Here is an 18950-nt window from a genome sequence, read left to right as displayed (position 1 = left end):
CTTTTGGGCTCTATATATAAGTCGCTTTATAACCGTTTATTTTCCCTGACTAGCCAGATTCAGCAAACTGGCTACACGTTGTATGATGCGACCACCTGGACCGAAGCTTACCCGAAGGGCATTGCCTGTATAACTGGTTGGTAAGGTCACCGCATGATTTATCGTAACGGGGTCTAATTTCGTTGGCGTCCGCCCGCACGACCATACTGTTACGTCGTCCCACGTACCATTTTTCACCGTAAACATATTCAAACACGATGTCGTGTTGCTCACGGTAATCTGGAACGTAGTGGCAACCGATAACCCACCTGGATCAGTGGCCACTACCGTAACGGTAAACGGAGATCCTACCGTTGTCGAAGGTGTTCCACTAATGGTTGAAGGAGCCGTAAAGTTCAGACCCGCTGGCAATCCGTTTACACTGAGTGTCAATCCGTTCGGCGTTTCGGTATCCGTGAATACGGCTGGGATATTCATCGTAAACGCCTGATTAACTGAAGCCGTTCTATCTCCAATCGAGCCTACAACGGTCGGGGCCGTATTAGGTGCTGGCCGCACCGTTATCTGGTACGTAGTAGATACCGACAGGCCACCTGGATCTGTGGCAACTATAGTTACCGTGAACGGCGAGCCAACCGTAGTCGACGGCGTTCCGGTAATTGCAGACGATCCTGAAAAACTTAGTCCGGCGGGTAATCCACTCACGCTAAAGGTAAGGCTATTCGGTGTTTGCGCGTCGGTGAACGTACCGGGTGGAATGTTAAAGCTATATAATTGACCAACCGTAGCTGTTTGCGAAGGAATCGGAATGGCCACCGTTGGAGGTGTATTAGGTGGTGGCAAGATTGTGAGTTGGAACGTAGTACTCACCGATAAGCTTCCCGGATCGGTAGCTTTCACCGTTATCGTAAAGGGCGAGCCAACGGTTGTAGATGGCGTACCCGAAATCACATTAGGCGCCGTGAAGCTCAAACCTGCGGGTAGTCCACTTACACTCAGCGTTAGGCTGTTGGGTGTTTCAGTATCGGTGAACGTAGCGGCTGGCACTGTAAAACTGTATGCCACGCCAACCGTAGCCGTTTGTGAGCCAATCGGGTTCGACACCGTAGGAGCTGTATTAGGCGGAGGAGCTATCGTTAACGTGAACGTAGTACTCACCGACAAACTGCCCGGATCAGTAGCTACTACCGTCACTGTGAAAGGCGAACCAACGGTTGTAGAAGGCGTACCGGAAATTACATTAGGCGCCGTAAAGCTCAAACCGTCTGGCAATCCACTCACGCTCAGGGTTAGACTATTCGGTGTTTCTGCATCGGCAAACGTATTGGCAGCAATGGTGAAGCTATAGGCTACGCCCAATGTAGCGGTTTGAGAACCAATCGGGTTTGACACAGTGGGAGCATTGTTCGCAGGATTCACCGTCAGCGTAAACGTAGTGCTCACCGACAAACTTCCTGGATCAGTCGCGACAACAGTAACCGTAAAGGGCGAGCCAACGGTTGTAGATGGCGTACCCGAAATCACATTAGGCGCCGTGAAGCTCAAACCTGAGGGTAGTCCACTTACACTCAAAGTAAGGCTGTTGGGTGTTTCAGTATCGGTAAACGTAGCGGCTGGAACCGTAAAACTATATGCCACGCCAACCGTAGCCGTTTGAGAAGCGATCGTCTGAGCTACCGTAGGCGCGCTATTTAATAAACTCGGATCAAAACGGCTCACAATCGGGTTATGGTCCGATGTCGTAGTACCATAGTTAGGAACACTAAATGGCTGAATTACAGACACCGAATTCGGTACATAGGCCTGTTGCAATTCATTCGACACAATCATGTGGTCAATGAAGCTGGCCGACGAGTTGAACGTAGAACATCCCTGATTCTCAAGCGGCAGTGTTATACCTGTGTACCGGGCAGCATCATTAATCAGAGCACTAAACGAAGACTGTTTACCCGAAGCAATCGAGCCGTTCAGTTTATCGTTATAGTCGCCAAGGATAATGAAATTAGCCGTCGGGTAGTTAGTATCCAATAAGGTTTTCAAATCCGCTACGTCCTGCACCCGGCGATTGTAGTCGTCTGTTGCACTGCCTGATTTTGCGTGAATGACAACTACATGTACTCGCTTGGTAACCCCACCGATATTGGCATCGGCCACAAACAGAAACGGTAACCGGCCTGAAGACCAGCCATTATCGCCCGGGTACGTATAAGCGCCATCGAGCAACGGCTTCGTTTCGGCCAGCACCGGCGTAATCGTTTCGCGATTGTAAATGACACAAACCTTCTGAGCAAGCGAGGTTGGACCGAACACTCGGGGCGGATTGCCGGTTGGCGTTTGGGTGCACTCGTCCTGGAAATAATAGGAGAACCGATTCGAACAAATGTAGCTATAACTACCGGGCATCGCCTGTACGGTAGCCACGAAGCGATTTATATCGCTTATTTCCTCAACACCAATAATATCTGCATTGAGCTTGTTCAACACCGTAACGGCATTGGTCTGCTGAAGGTCTTCATTCACTGGCCCCATATCATTGTAAGTCAATGACGTGGGCGAACACGTAATAACACCGCCATCGGCCCCGAAAAATTCCATGTTCCAGGCGGCAATGTCGAGTGTCTGGTCGCGGGTTAACGTAGTCGTGTTGGGTATTGTACAAACAACGTCCTGTGCTTCAGTCGAACCTGGAATATCTGACAACAGGCGCGGCTGGATCTGCATGCCATTGGTACCCGTAGTACCAGCTCCCGATACAAAACGGTCGGCTATCCCCGTTACGCTTACCGGGTTAGCTGGACGACCAGCCCCCGCCAGGGGAGAGTTTCCGCTGATACGTAGCGTACTCGACTGCCCGGCGGCTGTAATCGTATAGTTGGTGCCGCCTGTGAACGTAGCAGAAGTCGCTGGCGTAATCGTTGCATCGGCAATACTGACCAGTTGTCCCTGATAATTGGCTAACTGATCTGGCGTAACCGGAATCGGATCTGGGTTTACTGTTCCCGCACCCGTTACAACGGTGTATCCCGAAACACCATTGACTTCTAAGTATCCATTGAAAACACTAATAGGACCTTTCACCCGGAACAAATCCCCAAGTTGTACGACCGACGTTAAATCGGTACCCGAAACACCACTATACACCGCGATGCCGCCCGTTCCATCCTGAATGTAAATCTGGCGGGCGCCTAACTGAGTCGTTACCGTCACCCGCCCTTCAATCGTTACCGTCTGACCAATGCTGGCGCGGGCAGTCGCAATAGAAATCAACGTATTAGGATCATTCAGAACGGTTCCACTTACGGCTACGTTGGCGGTCAGCCCGCTCGATACGTTCGTGATGGTTCCGCTCACTGGGCCTACGACTGCTCCCGTTAATCGGACATACAAAACGGCCGACGTAGTAGAAGGAGGTAACGTAATGAACGAACCGAAACCACTACCCGACGACTGACTGATTTCTACCCCGGCGGGTGCCGATACCGTTACGTCTTCCGTTAGGTTAGTGGCTGTTACGGTATAGGTTTGCTCGCCAGACGCTGTACCCTCTGTAGTGGTTAGACTGGTAAACGTAGTCGGGCTAACCATCAGCGTTGGCGCATTGGGGTCATTGACCTGACCGCTTACGGTTACGTTGGTAGCTAACGTAGCAGAAGCTGTGCTGGTAATCGTTCCGCTAAAAACGCCTATGGGCGCTGTATCAGCTATCCGGGCGTAAACCACCTGTGATAACGACCCAGACGCTGGCGTAATGGATAAAGGTGTAGTGCTAAACGTATTCCCGTCCGAACTTAATTCAATATTTGCTGTAGCCGAAACGGAAACCGGATCGGATAGGTTAGTGCCATTCAGTGTAAAGCTCCTGGAAGCAGATGCGGTTCCCTGTGTAGTAATGAGCCCAGTAAACGAGGTTGGGCTGGCAGTGAGTGTAACAGAGCTGCTAGTAACACTTTCCCAAGTCGTACCAACGCGGATATAATCAACCCGTAGACTTGCTGCACTTGTTCCTGATCCCTGCCTTAGGCCAACGGCGCCTATATTACTTGGATCAGTATTAGCAGGAGCTGTGCTTAATGAGGAGGGGGGTTCCGTTCCACCTAACGCTGGCGAAATAAACAAATCAACCCGGTCATTGCCTGCGCCGTCTACTATTGAATATTTAAGAACAAGTAAATAGGTGGTGTTCAATGCATAAATGCCTGCTGCATACGTAACAGGAGTCTCATTTGATTTCGTTAAACCAAATTGAATACCTCCAGTAGTACTTCTAGCATAAATTCTACCTATAAACGTAGTCCCTATACTAACAGGTCCCAGATGGAAAAAATAATCTCCGCCACTTTGAGCTGCTGCCACGTTAACCAGAAATGAAGCGTAGACCGACCCCGAAGTCTGTGAGGTGAAAGTCTTGTTAATATCCTCCCCAGATGCGGCCATTGTAGCAGACCCGCCGAATGTAATTAACCCAGGATAAGTTAGTCCTGGCGATGTAGCTTGAATGGAATTAGGAGTCGGAGCGCCAGTGTTTTGTACGCCCCAGCCCCCCGAAACACTTGTTAGCGTATACGGAAGTGTTGTCGCACTAAAATCCTCCGTTAGTAGCGGAGTTTGCGCCCATCCTGTAAAGGAGAGAAAAAATGTGGCACACAAGAGCCACAACAGCCTTGCTGCGCGTAGATGTATGAGCATAGAAGTGTAAATTGAGAGTTTACAAATCTACCTAAAATCAAACCACTATAACTGCTTTTGGTGTTATCTTATTCTTATTATCTAAAAAATACTTTATTTACTATCTTATGGATAACTCATAAGATGTTTCATGCTATAACTAGTAAATTAGACATACGATATAAATTACATAGAATAGGCTAAAATGCGAATCAACTAATTTTTAACAGCTTCCCTACGTAACGCATTTACCAGATTATGCGCCCGACGCGTTGGCTCTGGAATCCGGTATCCGCCATCACATTGCAGAGTCAGCGAAATGGCCGTATCCAGATCAATTAAATGTCCAGGCGATACGTAGACCGGGTTTATTTTATTTTTGGTACGTAACGCAGCTCCAATTACGTCGCCATAATGCTTCATCGGCGACCAGTTACCTCGCTCCAGAGCTGGTTCGTCATATTTACCGACCAGCACCGACTTCCCGCAACCGAACGTGGGGCGATTCAGAAACAGGCCCGCGTGCGACGCAATACCGATACGTCGTGGATGCGCAGTTCCGTGTCCATCGAACATCACTACGTCGGGTTCTATCTTGAGTTTCAGCCAGGCCTGTAGCAGCGACGGTATCTCCCGAAACGACAGTAACCCCGGAATGTAGGGAAACGGCGCCGTGCCAACCACCCCCGATTCTTCGATCGTTTCCAGCGTTTCCAGATCAAGCACTACGATTCCGGCGTATACGGTTTCCTCAAACTTGTTGAACGAAATATCGCAGCCTGCAATGGTCTTGGGAGACTTAGTAAGTGGTTCGATACGTATCTGCGAACGGAATTGTTGCTGCAGCGCGACAGCTTCGGCGGGCGTTACGTTCCAGTCATGAAGCGATTGATAAGTTGCCATTGCAAGAGCGGTTTTGTCTGAGCATAACCTCAATTGCCGGGCTAGGGTTATTGTAGGGTAACTTATTTGTCACGCTTCCGCTCTGGCGGCACGGCTTTGCCAACATGACAAACTTTAGCTCACTTTCTGAGCATCAATTACACTCAATTTGTAAGCAACGTATGATTGTCTTTGGCACACGCTTTAATTTTTCACAGCTATAATCTCCTTCCGACAAGGCCACCATCGTCCATTTACCCTTGTCGTATTTCAGCAATTGGCCAGATCCCTGCGTGCTTGGCTGTTTATTTTTATCAAGCAGATTTATACTGACTTCCACATAATCACCACAGATGCCCCCGCCGGTAACATCACTCATTTGCTGGCCGATAATCTTGCCTGATGCGAGTTTTGCTACGTATTCAACTTTTCCAATTCTGACCTGAATAAACGTATCACCTGGTACGTGGGTTTTGGGTTGTCTGGCCTCTTGGGCAAGGTGAGCAATTAACGCAACTTCTTTAGGTGACTGTGCTTTTGTACTATGAAAAAGCAGCACCAACGTAGCAAGTAAAAAACCGGATATTTTCATCGGATGTATCATTTGACGGTAACGTAGTAAAAATAGTTTTGTAGACGAAGGCTAATTACAGCATTCTATATTGGGTAGAATCGGCTTTATAGGTGGTGGCTTTAGGAAGTAATACGGCACTTATCCGGGCTTATGCTAAAATCTGTTTACTTTCGGCCGCCTGATTGCCATTCCTGTGTGAAAGCTGAGCAGGCCGTTTTGCCGTTACATTTACCGAACTCTTTTATTAGCCGATGAATACGTTCTTCCGAGTTGCTACTGCTTTCGTCCTGTTGTCGATACGTTGCTTTGCACAGATTACCATTCCGGTTGAAACCACTGATTTTGCCGTCGTGCTTCAAAGCGATAAGGACAATTATTTGCACATGGTGTATTGTGGTAAAAAACTAAACCAAACTGTTGATTATAAGGATATTGCCAGTACATATCGTTTTCCGAGTGGTAATAGTGGCGTGTATAGCAACGCTTATACGCCCGCCGGTACATGGAACCTCGCCGAACCCGCCATACAGGTTACCCATGCCGACGGCAATCCATCGCTGGATTTAAAATACGTATCTCACCAGAACGTGAAACCTGACGCCAATACTACGTTGACCACGGTACAACTGGCCGATCCGGTTTATAAGCTGAACGTTAGTCTGTTTTACAAAACCTGGCAGCAGGAGAATGTCATTGAACAATGGGCCGAAATCACCAATCAGGAAAAGGGGTCGGTGGTTTTACAGAAATACGCGTCGGCCAATCTCTTTTTCCCAAACAATACGTTCTACCTGACCAGCTTTCAGGGACAATACCTGAAAGAAATGCAGCCGACGGAAGAGAAACTTCAGCAGGGGTTACGTACCATCGACTCCAAGCTGGGTACGCGGGCCATGTTGCTGGGTACGCCCAATTTTATCGTCTCATTCGACCAGCCTGCACAGGAAAACAGCGGTATGGTTTTATTGGGTCAACTGGCCTGGAGTGGAAATTATAAACTTGATTTTGAGATCGATTCCTACAAAACGCTACGTCTGATTGCGGGTATCAATCCATATGCATCGGCATACACGCTGCCCGCTGGCAAATCGTTTAAAACGCCGTCGCTCATCTACTCAATTTCAGGTAACGGTACCGGGCAAGCCAGCCGCCAGTTGCAACGCTGGGCGCGCAATTACCGGGTGCTCGATGGAAAGGGCGACCGGCTTACGCTGCTGAATAACTGGGAAGCGACGTACTTTGATTTCGATGAAACGAAACTGTCGGGTTTGATCACAGATACCAAAAAATTAGGCGCCGATATGTTCCTGCTCGACGATGGCTGGTTTGGCAACAAATACCCCCGAAACAGCGACAATGCGGGTTTGGGTGACTGGCAGGAAAACGTAAAAAAACTGCCGCATGGCATTGGCTATCTAGTTAAAGCCGCCAAAGAAACGGGCGTAAAATTCGGCATCTGGATTGAGCCGGAGATGGTCAATCCTAAAAGTGAACTGTACGAAAAACATCCCGATTGGGTGATACGTCAGCCCGAACGCCCGGAGAAATACTACCGAAATCAACTGGTGCTCGATTTGGCTAATCCGCAGGTACAGGATTTCGTATTTGGGGTCGTAGATGGCTTATTTACCAAAAACCCCGAACTGGCTTTCATCAAGTGGGACTGTAACGCCGTGATTTATAATGCGTATTCGGCCTGGTTAAACAAAAACAAACTACCGCAAACGCATCTTTACGTCGAGTACGTGCGTGGACTGTATTCTGTGCTGGAACGCATCCGGGCCAAGCACCCGAAAGTACCGATGATGCTTTGCTCAGGCGGGGGCGGACGTGGCGATTACGAATTGCTGAAATATTTCACTGAGTTTTGGCCTAGTGACGATACTGAGCCCATTGAACGTATTTTTCAGCAGTGGAATTACTCGTATTTTTTCCCGTCTATCACAACCGATTGTCACGTAACAGATTGGGGAAAGCAACCCATCAAATTCCGGGTCGACGTAGCGAGCATGGGAAAACTTGGGTTCGACATTGTGGTTAGCCATCTCAAACCCGATGAACTGGAGTTCTGTCAGCAGGCGCTCAAAAACTATAGCGAGTTCAAAACAACGGTCTGGCACGGTGAACAATACCGATTAGCTAGTCCTTATGAAAATCCATTCGCGTCCCTTATGTACGTGAGTCCGGACAAGGCTAATGCGATCATGTTCTCGTATTTCCACTCCAATCAGGTAGTGGAATCCGGTTCAAATCGGCCGATTAAACTGGCTGGATTAGACCCGAATGCTAACTATCGGGTCAGTGAAATCAATTTATTTCCAGGTACAAAATCAACGCTGGAAACCGGAAAAGTGTACAGCGGCTCGTTTCTGATGAACGTTGGTATTAATCCGAACGTCAGTGCTCGCCGGGCTAGTGTTGTTTTGCGACTGACTAAGGGAGAGTAGGTTACTATCAAGTCGGCTCAAGTAACGTAAACAATACCATCTCATAATGTAGCACTGTTACGTTGATAAGGCTCTTGCTGCTACGTTCCAGAGCAAAACCGCCCGATTTCGCAATTGCGTTTTAAAATCATACCCTTTTTCGCCCGTTGGCGACGCATTTTCGCCATGTCGATAATATTGAAGTAATGGCTGAGGGTAAAAGCAAACGCGCCCTTTTAACTCAACCAGCAAGCCAATCCACCAATCATGCATGTGTATATGAGCGGGAAAGGGCAACGCATAGGCTAGCACTTCCCTGCGAAACGCCATGCAGCAACCCATATATGAGTTTTTAATCACATTATGCCAGAATCCAGGCCGACTACCTCGCTGCTTAAAAAAAGAAGCGTAAATCGTATCTCCATTTTTATTAACTACCTCACAATCAGTTAATACTAAATCATTCTCTTTTAATAGGGAACGTATCGTTTGGGCCTTATCAGGAAGCCATACGTCATCCTGATCAGAAAGAATGATATAAGTTCCTGAAGCCTGACGTATGGCCTGTTCGAAGTTATGCAGCGGTCCGCGAAGACCCTGATTCTTAAATACTTTAATACGTTTGTCTCCTAGCAGATCAATAATCGCTAACGTAGCGTCCGTAGAATTGTCATCCGAGATAACTACCTCATCCTCCGGATTCAATTGGCTTAAAATTGATTGCAACTGACGTAGTATATATTTTTCTCCATTATACGTCGCCATGCAGACACTAACGATTTCATCCATTATTAATATTAATCAACTGAAAACTAAAGCATTAAGACCTGGTAGAGCGCGTAAGTGACGATCCATCAGGTTTATAAATTGAAAAAAGACTGACAAAAGTAACAGTACACCCGTATCCAAACGAGTTTAATTCAGTCTTATCTGTCTATAATTTATCTTAAAACAAAATAATTAACCGTCGTAATCCCAACGTATATCTAGTCGTTAGGGTCATGATGGTTACTTATCAACTTCGTTATGCAATTACGTTTTCTTATCGCTGTGGGCTTTCTGCTCCATGTTTATTCCTCTGTAGCTCAGAACGTTTCCAACCGTTTTACAATTAGCGGGTACGTCCGCGAAAAAGGTAGTCAGGAAGCGCTGATCGGCGTCAATATTTACCTACCCGGTACGTCTACGGGCACTACGACCAATACGTATGGTTTTTATTCCATAACGTTGCCTGCTCAGGATAGTCTACAGTTGGCCTTCTCGTTTGTCGGTTACGAAACGGTGGCACGTACCGTTGGTCTACGCCAAAATAATACCCTGAACGTATCACTGACGCCCGGACGCGTTCTGTCGGAAGTTGAAGTGAAAGCTAGTCGGACAGAAGAAAAAGTGAGTGAAAGTCCGCAGATGAGTCGTATCGACGTACCAGTAGCGCAGATCAAGAAAATTCCGGCGTTTCTGGGCGAGAAAGACGTATTGAAAGTGCTTCAGCTAATGCCGGGAGTACAAAAAGGCTCTGAGGGTCAAACCGGAATTTACGTCCGTGGTGGTGGTCCCGATCAAAACTTGATCATTCTGGATGAAGCGACTGTATACAATGCCAATCACTTGTTCGGCTTCTTTTCGGTGTTCAACGGCGACGCGCTGAAAAGCGTTGAGCTGACTAAAGGCGGCTTTCCAGCCCGCTACGGCGGTCGCCTTTCGTCGGTTATTGAGTTAAATATGAAAGATGGCAACCGCGAGAAACTCCACGGCGAAGGTGGCATTGGGTTAATTGCAAGCCGCCTGACACTGGAAGGGCCACTTACCAAGAATAAGAAAGGTAGTTTTCTCGTATCAGGCCGCCGAACGTATCTGGATATTGTCGCGGCTCCACTGATTGCTGCCCAGAGTGGTGGTGATACCAAAGCTGGTTATTATTTCTATGACTTTAACGCCAAAGCTAACTACGATTTCAGCCCGAAAAACAAGGTCTATCTGAGTGGTTATTTCGGTCGCGACCGCTTCTATGCAAAGGAAAAGGATCCTGAATCTGATATTGGTGTTGGCTGGGGTAATGCCACCGGTACGCTACGTTGGAATCACTTATTTAATCAGAAGCTTTTCTCGAATTTATCGCTCATTTACAGCGACTACGACTTTAACATTTCCTCGGATGAACGTAGCTCAGATACGCTTAGTACGTCACTACGTTATTCGTCGGGTATACGCGATCTTTCGGCCAAACTTGACTTTGATTATTACGTTACGCCCCAACATTCGCTACGTTTTGGCACTCAAGCCATTTTCCATCGGTTTACACCCAGCGCAGTTGTCGTTCAAAATAAATTTATTAATGAGTTCAGGCGCGATGTTGAAGCTATTGACGCGGTTGAAGCGGGCGTTTACGCGGAAGACACCTGGCGCCCCAACGAACGCTGGCGTTTTAACGGTGGGTTAAGGCTAAGTTTATTTACGCAGGGCTCTACGCGCTACCTTCGTCCAGAGCCACGATTGTCGGCTTCGTATCAGCTACGTCCAAGCCTTTCGGTGAAGGCGTCGTACGCTACGATGAATCAGTACATCCACCTGCTAAGTAATACCGGTATCGGTTTACCGACTGATTTATGGGTGCCTACTACCGACCGAGTTGCACCCCAGCAATCACGGCAGGTAGCAGCGGGGATTGCGAAAGATTTCTCAGACGATTTTCCACTTGGGAAAGGCTTCGCGCTGACTGTGGAAGGCTACTACAAGACCATGAACAACATCATCAACTACAAGGAAGGAGCCAGCTTTCTGCTAATTGATGACCCAACATCGGCGGAGCGTGTGCGCTGGGAAGACAACGTAACGGCGGGTAAAGGCTGGAGTTACGGGGCTGAAGTTCTTTTCCAACGTAAAACAGGGCGTTTATCCGGCTGGGTAGGTTATACGCTCTCCTGGACGCAATGGCAATTTCCTGAGCTGAATCAGGGCAAGCCTTTCTTCCCACGCTATGATCGTCGGCATGATATTTCGGTAGTTGGTATCTATGAAATCAGCAAACGTATCACGTTGTCGGGAACATGGGTGTATGGTACGGGTAATGCGCTAACTGTGCCTGTCGCGAATTACCGACCTTATCAGCATTCGCTGAATCGTCAGACTAGTTTCAGCAATGGTGTTCCTTCCATAATTGCGGAGCTATTTAATCCTGGTCCAACCGTCAGCGACTACAGTCAGCAGAAAAACAGTTTCCGGGCTGAACCTTACCATCGTTTCGACGTAGCGATTCAATTCCATAAGCAGAAAAAGCACCACGAACGTACCTGGGAATTCAGTCTTTACAATGCCTATAATCGTAGAAACCCATTCTTTTACCAACTTCAAACGGTGAGGGAAGATGGAAAGCCAAATCGTACTGGGCTATTTCGCTATTCGGTTTTCCCAATTGTTCCCTCCATCAGCTATAATTTCAAATTCTGATTATGAAGCTCAACGTATTTGTTTACATAACATTAATCGCTTTACTAGCCAGTTGCGACAGTTTGCGGCAGGAAGTAGAGCCGAAAGGTATAACGCAGCAGGCCGAAAAATTGGTTGTGTCCTGCTTTATTTCCCCACAAGACACTGTATTAACTGTACTTTTAGCGCGCTCTTCTCCTGTATTAGGGCCAAGTAATGAGTATGCATACGTATCAGGAGCTGTTGTTACATTGTCGGATGGCGTTAAAACCATAACGCTTCGGGATTCAGTCCCTAAAATTACTTTTGGCAGTGGTCCTATAATCTATTATCGCGCTAATGCCAGTGAACTGCCTATCGTTGCCGGAAGAACATATACGTTAAAGGCTCGCGCTTACAATGTACCAGAAGTTACAGCTACGTGCACCATTCCAAATCCAGTTGCCTTAGAACAGATTTTGGTAGATTCGGCCCAAAGCACCGATTTTAGCGATGGACGAAAAGATTACTTTGCCCGACTTCGTTGGCGTGATGCAGCGGGGCAGTATAATTTCTATCGAATTGCTGGCAGTAATGAATACCCACAGCGTTTTACGTTCAGGCCATCACCCAATGCACCTCCTCGCGATACCCTTATTTTATATACGGCCAACTGGTATTTTGATAATGGTTCGCTCCTGACAGACCAGAGTCGTGATGGGCAGGAAATTATCTCTGAACGAGTGCGCCTGGGCGCGACTTCTATATTTGATAATGGCGTCTGGACCTATAGAGCGCCAACTGGTAAACTGGAAGCTTATCTGCTCAATGTTGACGAAAATTATTATCGCTATCACGATGCTATTGGGCGGCAAAATCTGGTACGTGATAATCCATTCGCCGAACCGGTCCTGATTCCGAGTAATATTCAAGGTGGGTTGGGTTGCTTTGGCGCTTACAATCGCTCCACACTCATAATGCGTTTGAAATAAGAAGAGCCCGATTTTCATTGAAAATCGGGCTCTTTTATATATGTACTTAAACGAAGTTAAGCGTTCTGGGCCGTGCTATGGATGATTTCAGTTTGTTTCCGAATCGATTCCATGTGGATAATCTTGTAGATTTCTTCCACTAGCTCAGGATATAAGCCCAGTTTTTTGCCCAGATCAGTACGTGTTTTCAGGATTTCTTTCCAACGCTCAGGCTGGAACAGCGTTACGTTGTTGTCGCGCTTGTATTCGGCCAGCCGTTCAACCAGGGCCATACGGGCGGCCAGCATCTCGACAATCTGCCGATCTACGTTATCAATGCTACGTCGCGACTGTTCGGTGAAGCTCTGGAATTCAAGATTTTGCGATTCAACCTGACGAATTTCCAGGTGATCGAGCATTTCACCAAATGCTTTGGGCGTCAACTGCTGAGCGGCATCACTCCAGGCTTTATCAGGATCAATGTGCGACTCTACGATCAGACCGTCATAGTTCAGGTCCATCGCCATCTGAGCCAGCTCGTTCAGGTAAGCGCGTTTTCCGGCCATGTGGCTTGGATCGCCAATCATCGGCAACTGTGGAAAAATCGACTTCAGTTCGATAGCCATCTGCCACATCGGTACGTTCCGATACTTGCTGGCTTCGCCCGTTGCAAAACCCCGGTGAATAGCACCGAGTTTGTTGATACCTGCTCCGGCGATACGTTCGAAAGCACCTACCCAAAGGGCTAAGTCAGGATTGACCGGGTTTTTAATCAACACCGGTACGTCGACACCACGTAGCGCATCAGCGATTTCCTGTACATTAAATGGATTTACAGTAGTACGGGCGCCAATCCACAGAATATCAACACCATATTTCAGAGCCAGTTCGATATGCTCAGGCGTGGCAACTTCTACAGCAAACGGCAGACCCGTTTCCGCTTTGGCACGCTGAAGCCAGGGCAATGCCACTTCGCCCATGCCTTCAAAACTACCAGGCCGGGTGCGAGGCTTCCATACGCCAGCGCGAATAACATGAACCGCGTCCAGTTCTTTTAGCTGGCGGGCAGTTTCAACAAGCTGATCTTCAGTTTCGGCGCTGCATGGCCCGGCGATGATCAGAGGTTTGCCGTTGGTCTCAATCCACGACCCAAGCGGCTCTACGGCTAATTCTACTTTCATACTATTCAGGTAATCTAAGAGTAATACCAGTACTCTATCGGGAACTTTGAATCTAAATTATTGGTATATTTGCATAAGGAATCAGCTGTATCTCAAGCCGGTTCCTTCATTTGTCTATAACCGTTTTTAGTTTGTCGAAACAAGCCGCGTCAGTGTTCAAGCCAATATAACAAAATTTCGTTATATATTTCGGCCGTGTTAACCGACGCGCACTCACCGCTATGCAAGTAGCATCGCTCAAACAGAGCACTGATATGTCGAACCGAAGTAATCTAATGCCGGAGACTGTCCAGGGGCTCGCCGACGTAAAGTCAGACGTAGACGGACCCGTTTCATTTGAGGACACTTCGATTGCTTTTTCCTCCCAGTCGGATTTCAAACTCCGAAAGACCTACTGGTTATTTGCGTTGATGAATCAGGGATGGCTGGTAAATTTAGGAACTTTTTTTATAAAGATCGCCCTACGCTTACGTCTTCCCATTAAATTCCTGATTAGAAACACGATTTTCGAGCAATTCTGTGGTGGTGAGAGCATTCGCGATTGCGAATCAACCATTCATCACCTTCACAATGCGCACGTTGGCACCATCCTCGATTATTCGGTAGAAGGCGAAGACACCGAAAAAAGTTTCGATGATACGGGCCTTGAAATTCTTCGCACGATCGAACGAGCCAGTGAATCAGCCGATATTCCTTTTTCTGTATTCAAAATGACAGGCGTTGCTTCTACCGAATTGCTCGAAGCAGTTCAGATTGGTGACTCCCTCAATAAAGAACAGAAAACGCAATTCGACCGCGTGTTGCAGCGGGTAGATATGCTCTGCCGACGCGCTCACGAACGTAACGTCCGCATTTTTGTCGATGCGGAAGAGAGTTGGATACAAGACACAATCGATACGTTAGCTTATGAAATGATGGATCGCTACAACCATGAGCATCCAATCGTGTATAATACGTATCAAATGTATCGCTGGGAAAGCCTCGATCACCTTCGCCGTGATACGGCCGAAGCCCGGGCCAAAGGCTACTTCTTAGGTGTGAAACTAGTCCGTGGGGCGTATCTGGAAAAAGAACGCTTACGGGCCCACGAAGAAGAATATCAGGACCCTATTCAAGCTACGAAAGAAGATACCGACCGCGATTTTAATACGGCAATTGATTTCTGTCTGGAAAACCGCGACGTTATTTCTATTTGTCTGGGTACGCACAACGAGTACAGCTGCCAGTATTGTATTAAACAAATGAAGCAGTTAGGCATCGCCAACGACGATCCGCACATTTATTTTGCGCAGTTGCTGGGCATGAGCGACAACATTTCGTACAATCTGGCTAATTCAGGTTATAATGTTGCCAAATACGTTCCCTATGGCCCTGTTGAATCGGTAATGCCTTACTTATTTCGTCGAGCCGATGAGAATAAATCAATCGCTGGTCAGAGTAGCCGCGAGTTCACGCTGGTCAGCGATGAGCTGAAACGCCGAAAAGGGTGTCGGCAGTAAATTGGCTGGGAGTTTCGTCTCAACCAGTTGGTCTGCCGGTAGTTAAAAAATAATAGCTGGCACAGCAATCTCCTTCTGGATGGTTGCTGTGCCGTATTTTTAGTATGATTCAGAAAAGTCCTTTTAAATTTTTCGTACTGACGCTGGTCCTCATCGCTCTCGATCAGGCCGTAAAACTGGCGGTGCATTTTTATATGGCTCCTGGTTTTGCCGGTCAGATCCACCTCATTGGCGACTGGCTGAAGCTTCACTACGTTCTGAATCCGGGCATGGCCTTTGGGATGCAATTGGGACACGAGTATGGAAAACTATTACTCAGCGTGTTCCGCTTATTTGCAATGGTTGGTATTGGCTATTACCTTGTCAATCTGGCTCATCGGGGCGCGCCAAACGGCTTATTGTGGGCGATGGCGATGATTCTGGCTGGAGCTGTTGGCAACGTAATAGACAGTACGTTCTACGGCGTTTTTCTGAATAACGCTCCGTACGGCTCCCCTACCCCCTGGTTCCACGGGCAGGTGATCGACATGATTTTTGTGGACGTTTGGGAAGGTTTCATTCCCGATTGGGTGCCAATTTGGGGTGGCCAATATTACTCGACACCAATTTTTAACGTAGCAGATTCCTGTATTTTTGTCGGCGTCTGCCTAATTCTGTTCTTTCAGCGCCGTTTCTTTGGTGAGCAGCCCGTTGAAGATACAATGCTTCCTACGTCAGGTCCGAATCCGGTAGAGGCTTCTGTGCTGCCAACGGCCGAATTGCTGGAACAGGAAAACGATTCTAAAACTGAGGAAAGTGAGCATACTACGTCCGCGGAAGTAGAGAACGACAAACCTGAAGCGGAACAATCAGAAACCCCAGAATCGGTGCTTCCTGAGGAACGTAAAGATGTCGATTAACTATAGAGCTGTTTCTGTTATGAAGAGGAACGATTCGTTTCTCTTCATAACAGACATATAAAAAGGGCGCCAGAATCAATCTAGCGCCCTTTTTATATGTCTAAAATTAATCAGCCTACTTGCTTCCGCCAGCCTGACCACTCGACAGCAGGTTGAAGAACTGGTCCATTTTCGGCGTAATGATGATTTCCGTCCGGCGGTTTTGCTGACGGCCAGTGTTGGTTGTATTATCATCTTTAGGCGCATATTCCGAACGACCACCAGCGGTCATACGCTCGGGCTGAACACCAAATTTAGATTGTAGCGTACGCACAACCGACGTAGCACGTAATGCACTCAAATCCCAGTTATCTTTGATCGAAGCCGTTGAGATGGGCACAATATCCGTGTGGCCTTCTACCAGAATATCAAGCTCTTTGTGATCGTTGACAACCTTCGCTACTTTACCTAGTACGGTTTCAGCCGCTGGCAAAATCTCGTAGCTTCCCGAACGGAATAGGAGTTTATCCGAAAGCGATACGTATACAACACCTTTCTTCACCTCCACCTGCACGTCCTGATCGTTGATATCATCCAGCGACCGTTTCAGGCTCATTACCAGCGCCAGATTCAGCGAATCTTTCCGTTGGATGGATGAATTGAGGTTGTTGGTATATTTCGTCTGTTCGTTCAGGGTTTCGAGCGATTTTTTGATGCTCTCAGCGCCTGATTTACTTACAATCGACAGATCCGACATCCGATCCAGCAGATTCGTATTGGTCTTTTTCAGATAATCAATCTGACCTTGCAGATCAGATACTTGTTTGTCTTTACCTTGTAGGTCAGTGTCTTTAGCAGATAATTGTGAACGCAGATCGGCTGTACGCTGATCACAGTCATTGAGTGATGCAACAGCTTTATCGCGAGCGTCTTGAAGGGCTTTAATTTCGGCCAGGCGTTTTTTACTGTTGCAGGAGGCCAGCATTACTACTGCCGAAACAATAATCAATACTCTTTTCATGGTACCGGAAATATTAACAAAAATTAGAGTGACGATATGAGCTTACACGTGAGCAAATCGTTCTACAAAAATAATGGATTCTGATTAACTGGTTTCATAACTTTTTCATTTAAAACAACTTCTGTTGTATTTTTTCTTTAATGAAGTAAATAAACCCGTTATTAATCAGGTAACGCAATACGTGCTACGTTAACGTTTACCCGTAATTGAGCCATTTCAATCGTGGTTGATTATCGGTAGTTTAGCCGACTCTTTTGCTTATTAAATTGTCTCATTAGTCGAATCATGAACAAGATACTCCTCACGAGTCTACTCGGATTTAGCATGGCAGCACAGGCACAATCTGGGAAAGAAATTATGTATGTCGGTACGTATTCCCTCCGAGGAAGCGAAGGCATTTACGTGTTCGAATTTGATCGAAAAGCCGGTACTATGCAGCCGTTGCAGTCGGTATCGAACGTAAAGAGCCCATCGTTTTTAGCCCTTCACCCATCAGGGCAATATTTGTACTCCGTCAACGAGGGCGCTGATAAAAATGGGGGCGTTAGTGCTTACTCGGTCGATAAAGCTACCGGCAAATTGCAATACCTGAACAGCCAGTCATCAATGGGTGCTGGGCCTTGTCATATCAGCGTCGACCAAACTGGTAAAACGGCTTTTGTATCGAATTACGGTGGGGGAAGTCTGGCGGTGTTACCAATTAAGTCAGATGGTACGTTGGGGGAGCCTACCGACAAAGTGCAGGACGAAGGCACGGGGCCGAATGCCAAACGGCAGGAAAAAGCTCACGTCCATTCTGCTACGTTAGCTCCCGACAATCGTTTCCTCTACGTTGCCGATCTGGGGACGGACAAGTTGAATATTTTCGATATTGACGTAAAGAACAGCAAAGTAAAACCCGCTCAGACACCTTTTGCTACAGTAAAACCAGGTTCAGGGCCACGCCATTTTACGTTTCATCCAAATGGTAAATACGCTTATCTAGTTGAAGAATTAACATCGACTGTTGCTACGTTCTCACGGAACGCACAAACGGGCGCACTAACGCTCATTCAGGACAATGTTGCTACGTTGCCAGCTGATTTTACAGAATCGAACACTAGCGCCGATATTCACATCGACCCATCGGGCAAATTTCTGTATCAATCCAATCGGGGCTATAATGGACTGGCTATCTTCGCCATCGGAAACGACGGTAAACTGACGAAAATCGGCGAACAGCTCACCGAAGGCAAAACGCCACGAAATTTCCTAATTGATCCCAAAGGAGAATTTATCTTCGTAGCGCATCAGGACACCGATAATATCACCATTTTTAAGCGCGATCAGAAGACCGGTAAACTGACGTACACCGGTCAGTCGGTGAAAGTACCCGCTCCGGTTTGCGTTATTATGGCGAAACGATAACGGTCATCGCTACGTTTTAACTCATTCACTTTTAATTCTTT

Annotated in this window: 12 protein-coding genes; 6 read left to right on the top strand and 6 right to left on the bottom strand. The window is 47.3% G+C overall.

Annotated elements, in window-relative coordinates; translation table 11 throughout:
• Positions 1-36 precede the first annotated feature (36 nt).
• From ACYVF1_RS01225 to ACYVF1_RS01215, 3 genes are all read right to left on the bottom strand, one after another.
• Positions 37-4686, bottom strand: coding sequence for a putative Ig domain-containing protein (locus ACYVF1_RS01225; protein WP_461074792.1), 4650 nt, complete (start codon positions 4684-4686; stop codon positions 37-39).
• Between the two features lie 195 nt (positions 4687-4881).
• On the bottom strand, positions 4882-5568 hold the full coding sequence (gene nfi / locus ACYVF1_RS01220; RefSeq protein ID WP_461074790.1) for a deoxyribonuclease V: 687 nt from the start codon (positions 5566-5568) through the stop codon (positions 4882-4884).
• Between the two features lie 133 nt (positions 5569-5701).
• Positions 5702-6139, bottom strand: coding sequence for a hypothetical protein (locus tag ACYVF1_RS01215; protein WP_461074788.1), 438 nt, complete (start codon positions 6137-6139; stop codon positions 5702-5704).
• Between the two features lie 233 nt (positions 6140-6372).
• Here ACYVF1_RS01215 and ACYVF1_RS01210 point away from each other — a divergent pair, with 233 nt between their 5' ends.
• Positions 6373-8568: an alpha-galactosidase gene (locus ACYVF1_RS01210; protein WP_461074786.1), complete on the top strand. Its 2196-nt coding sequence runs from the start codon at positions 6373-6375 to the stop codon at positions 8566-8568.
• 57 nt (positions 8569-8625) lie between these two features.
• Here the strand turns inward: ACYVF1_RS01210 and ACYVF1_RS01205 are convergent, their stop codons facing one another.
• The gene (locus tag ACYVF1_RS01205) at positions 8626-9336 is read right to left on the bottom strand and encodes a glycosyltransferase family 2 protein (RefSeq protein WP_461074784.1); all 711 of its coding nucleotides are present in this window, start codon (positions 9334-9336) and stop codon (positions 8626-8628) included.
• Between the two features lie 237 nt (positions 9337-9573).
• On the opposite strand from ACYVF1_RS01205, the gene ACYVF1_RS01200 reads away from it, so the two are divergent.
• Positions 9574-11994: a TonB-dependent receptor gene (locus ACYVF1_RS01200; protein WP_461074782.1), complete on the top strand. Its 2421-nt coding sequence runs from the start codon at positions 9574-9576 to the stop codon at positions 11992-11994.
• Between the two features lie 2 nt (positions 11995-11996).
• Entirely contained in the window at positions 11997-12944 is a 948-nt protein-coding gene (locus ACYVF1_RS01195; RefSeq protein WP_461074780.1) for a DUF4249 domain-containing protein, read from the top strand.
• Positions 12945-13000: 56 nt separating this feature from the next.
• Here ACYVF1_RS01195 and ACYVF1_RS01190 read toward each other — a convergent pair whose 3' ends face one another.
• Positions 13001-14104, bottom strand: a complete 1104-nt coding sequence (locus ACYVF1_RS01190; RefSeq protein ID WP_461074778.1) for a chorismate mutase — start codon at positions 14102-14104, stop codon at positions 13001-13003.
• A 275-nt stretch (positions 14105-14379) separates the two neighbouring features.
• On the opposite strand from ACYVF1_RS01190, the gene ACYVF1_RS01185 reads away from it, so the two are divergent.
• Positions 14380-15603 carry a proline dehydrogenase family protein gene (locus tag ACYVF1_RS01185; protein WP_461077777.1) on the top strand — a complete coding sequence of 408 codons (1224 nt, stop codon included), beginning with the start codon at positions 14380-14382 and terminating at the stop codon, positions 15601-15603.
• Positions 15604-15707: 104 nt separating this feature from the next.
• On the top strand, positions 15708-16502 hold the full coding sequence (locus tag ACYVF1_RS01180) for a lipoprotein signal peptidase (RefSeq protein ID WP_461074776.1): 795 nt from the start codon (positions 15708-15710) through the stop codon (positions 16500-16502).
• 115 nt (positions 16503-16617) lie between these two features.
• On the opposite strand, the gene ACYVF1_RS01175 is transcribed toward ACYVF1_RS01180, so the two are convergent.
• Positions 16618-17502, bottom strand: a complete 885-nt coding sequence (locus ACYVF1_RS01175) for an OmpA/MotB family protein (RefSeq protein WP_461074774.1) — start codon at positions 17500-17502, stop codon at positions 16618-16620.
• Positions 17503-17787: 285 nt separating this feature from the next.
• Between ACYVF1_RS01175 and ACYVF1_RS01170 the strand changes: the two genes are divergently transcribed.
• A complete protein-coding gene (locus ACYVF1_RS01170) occupies positions 17788-18909 on the top strand; it encodes a lactonase family protein (RefSeq protein WP_461074772.1) in 1122 nt (373 codons plus the stop codon).
• Positions 18910-18950: the final 41 nt, after the last annotated feature.

It is taken from the genome of Spirosoma flavus (assembly GCF_054778555.1).
This window is presented reverse-complemented; position numbering and strand designations above follow the sequence as displayed.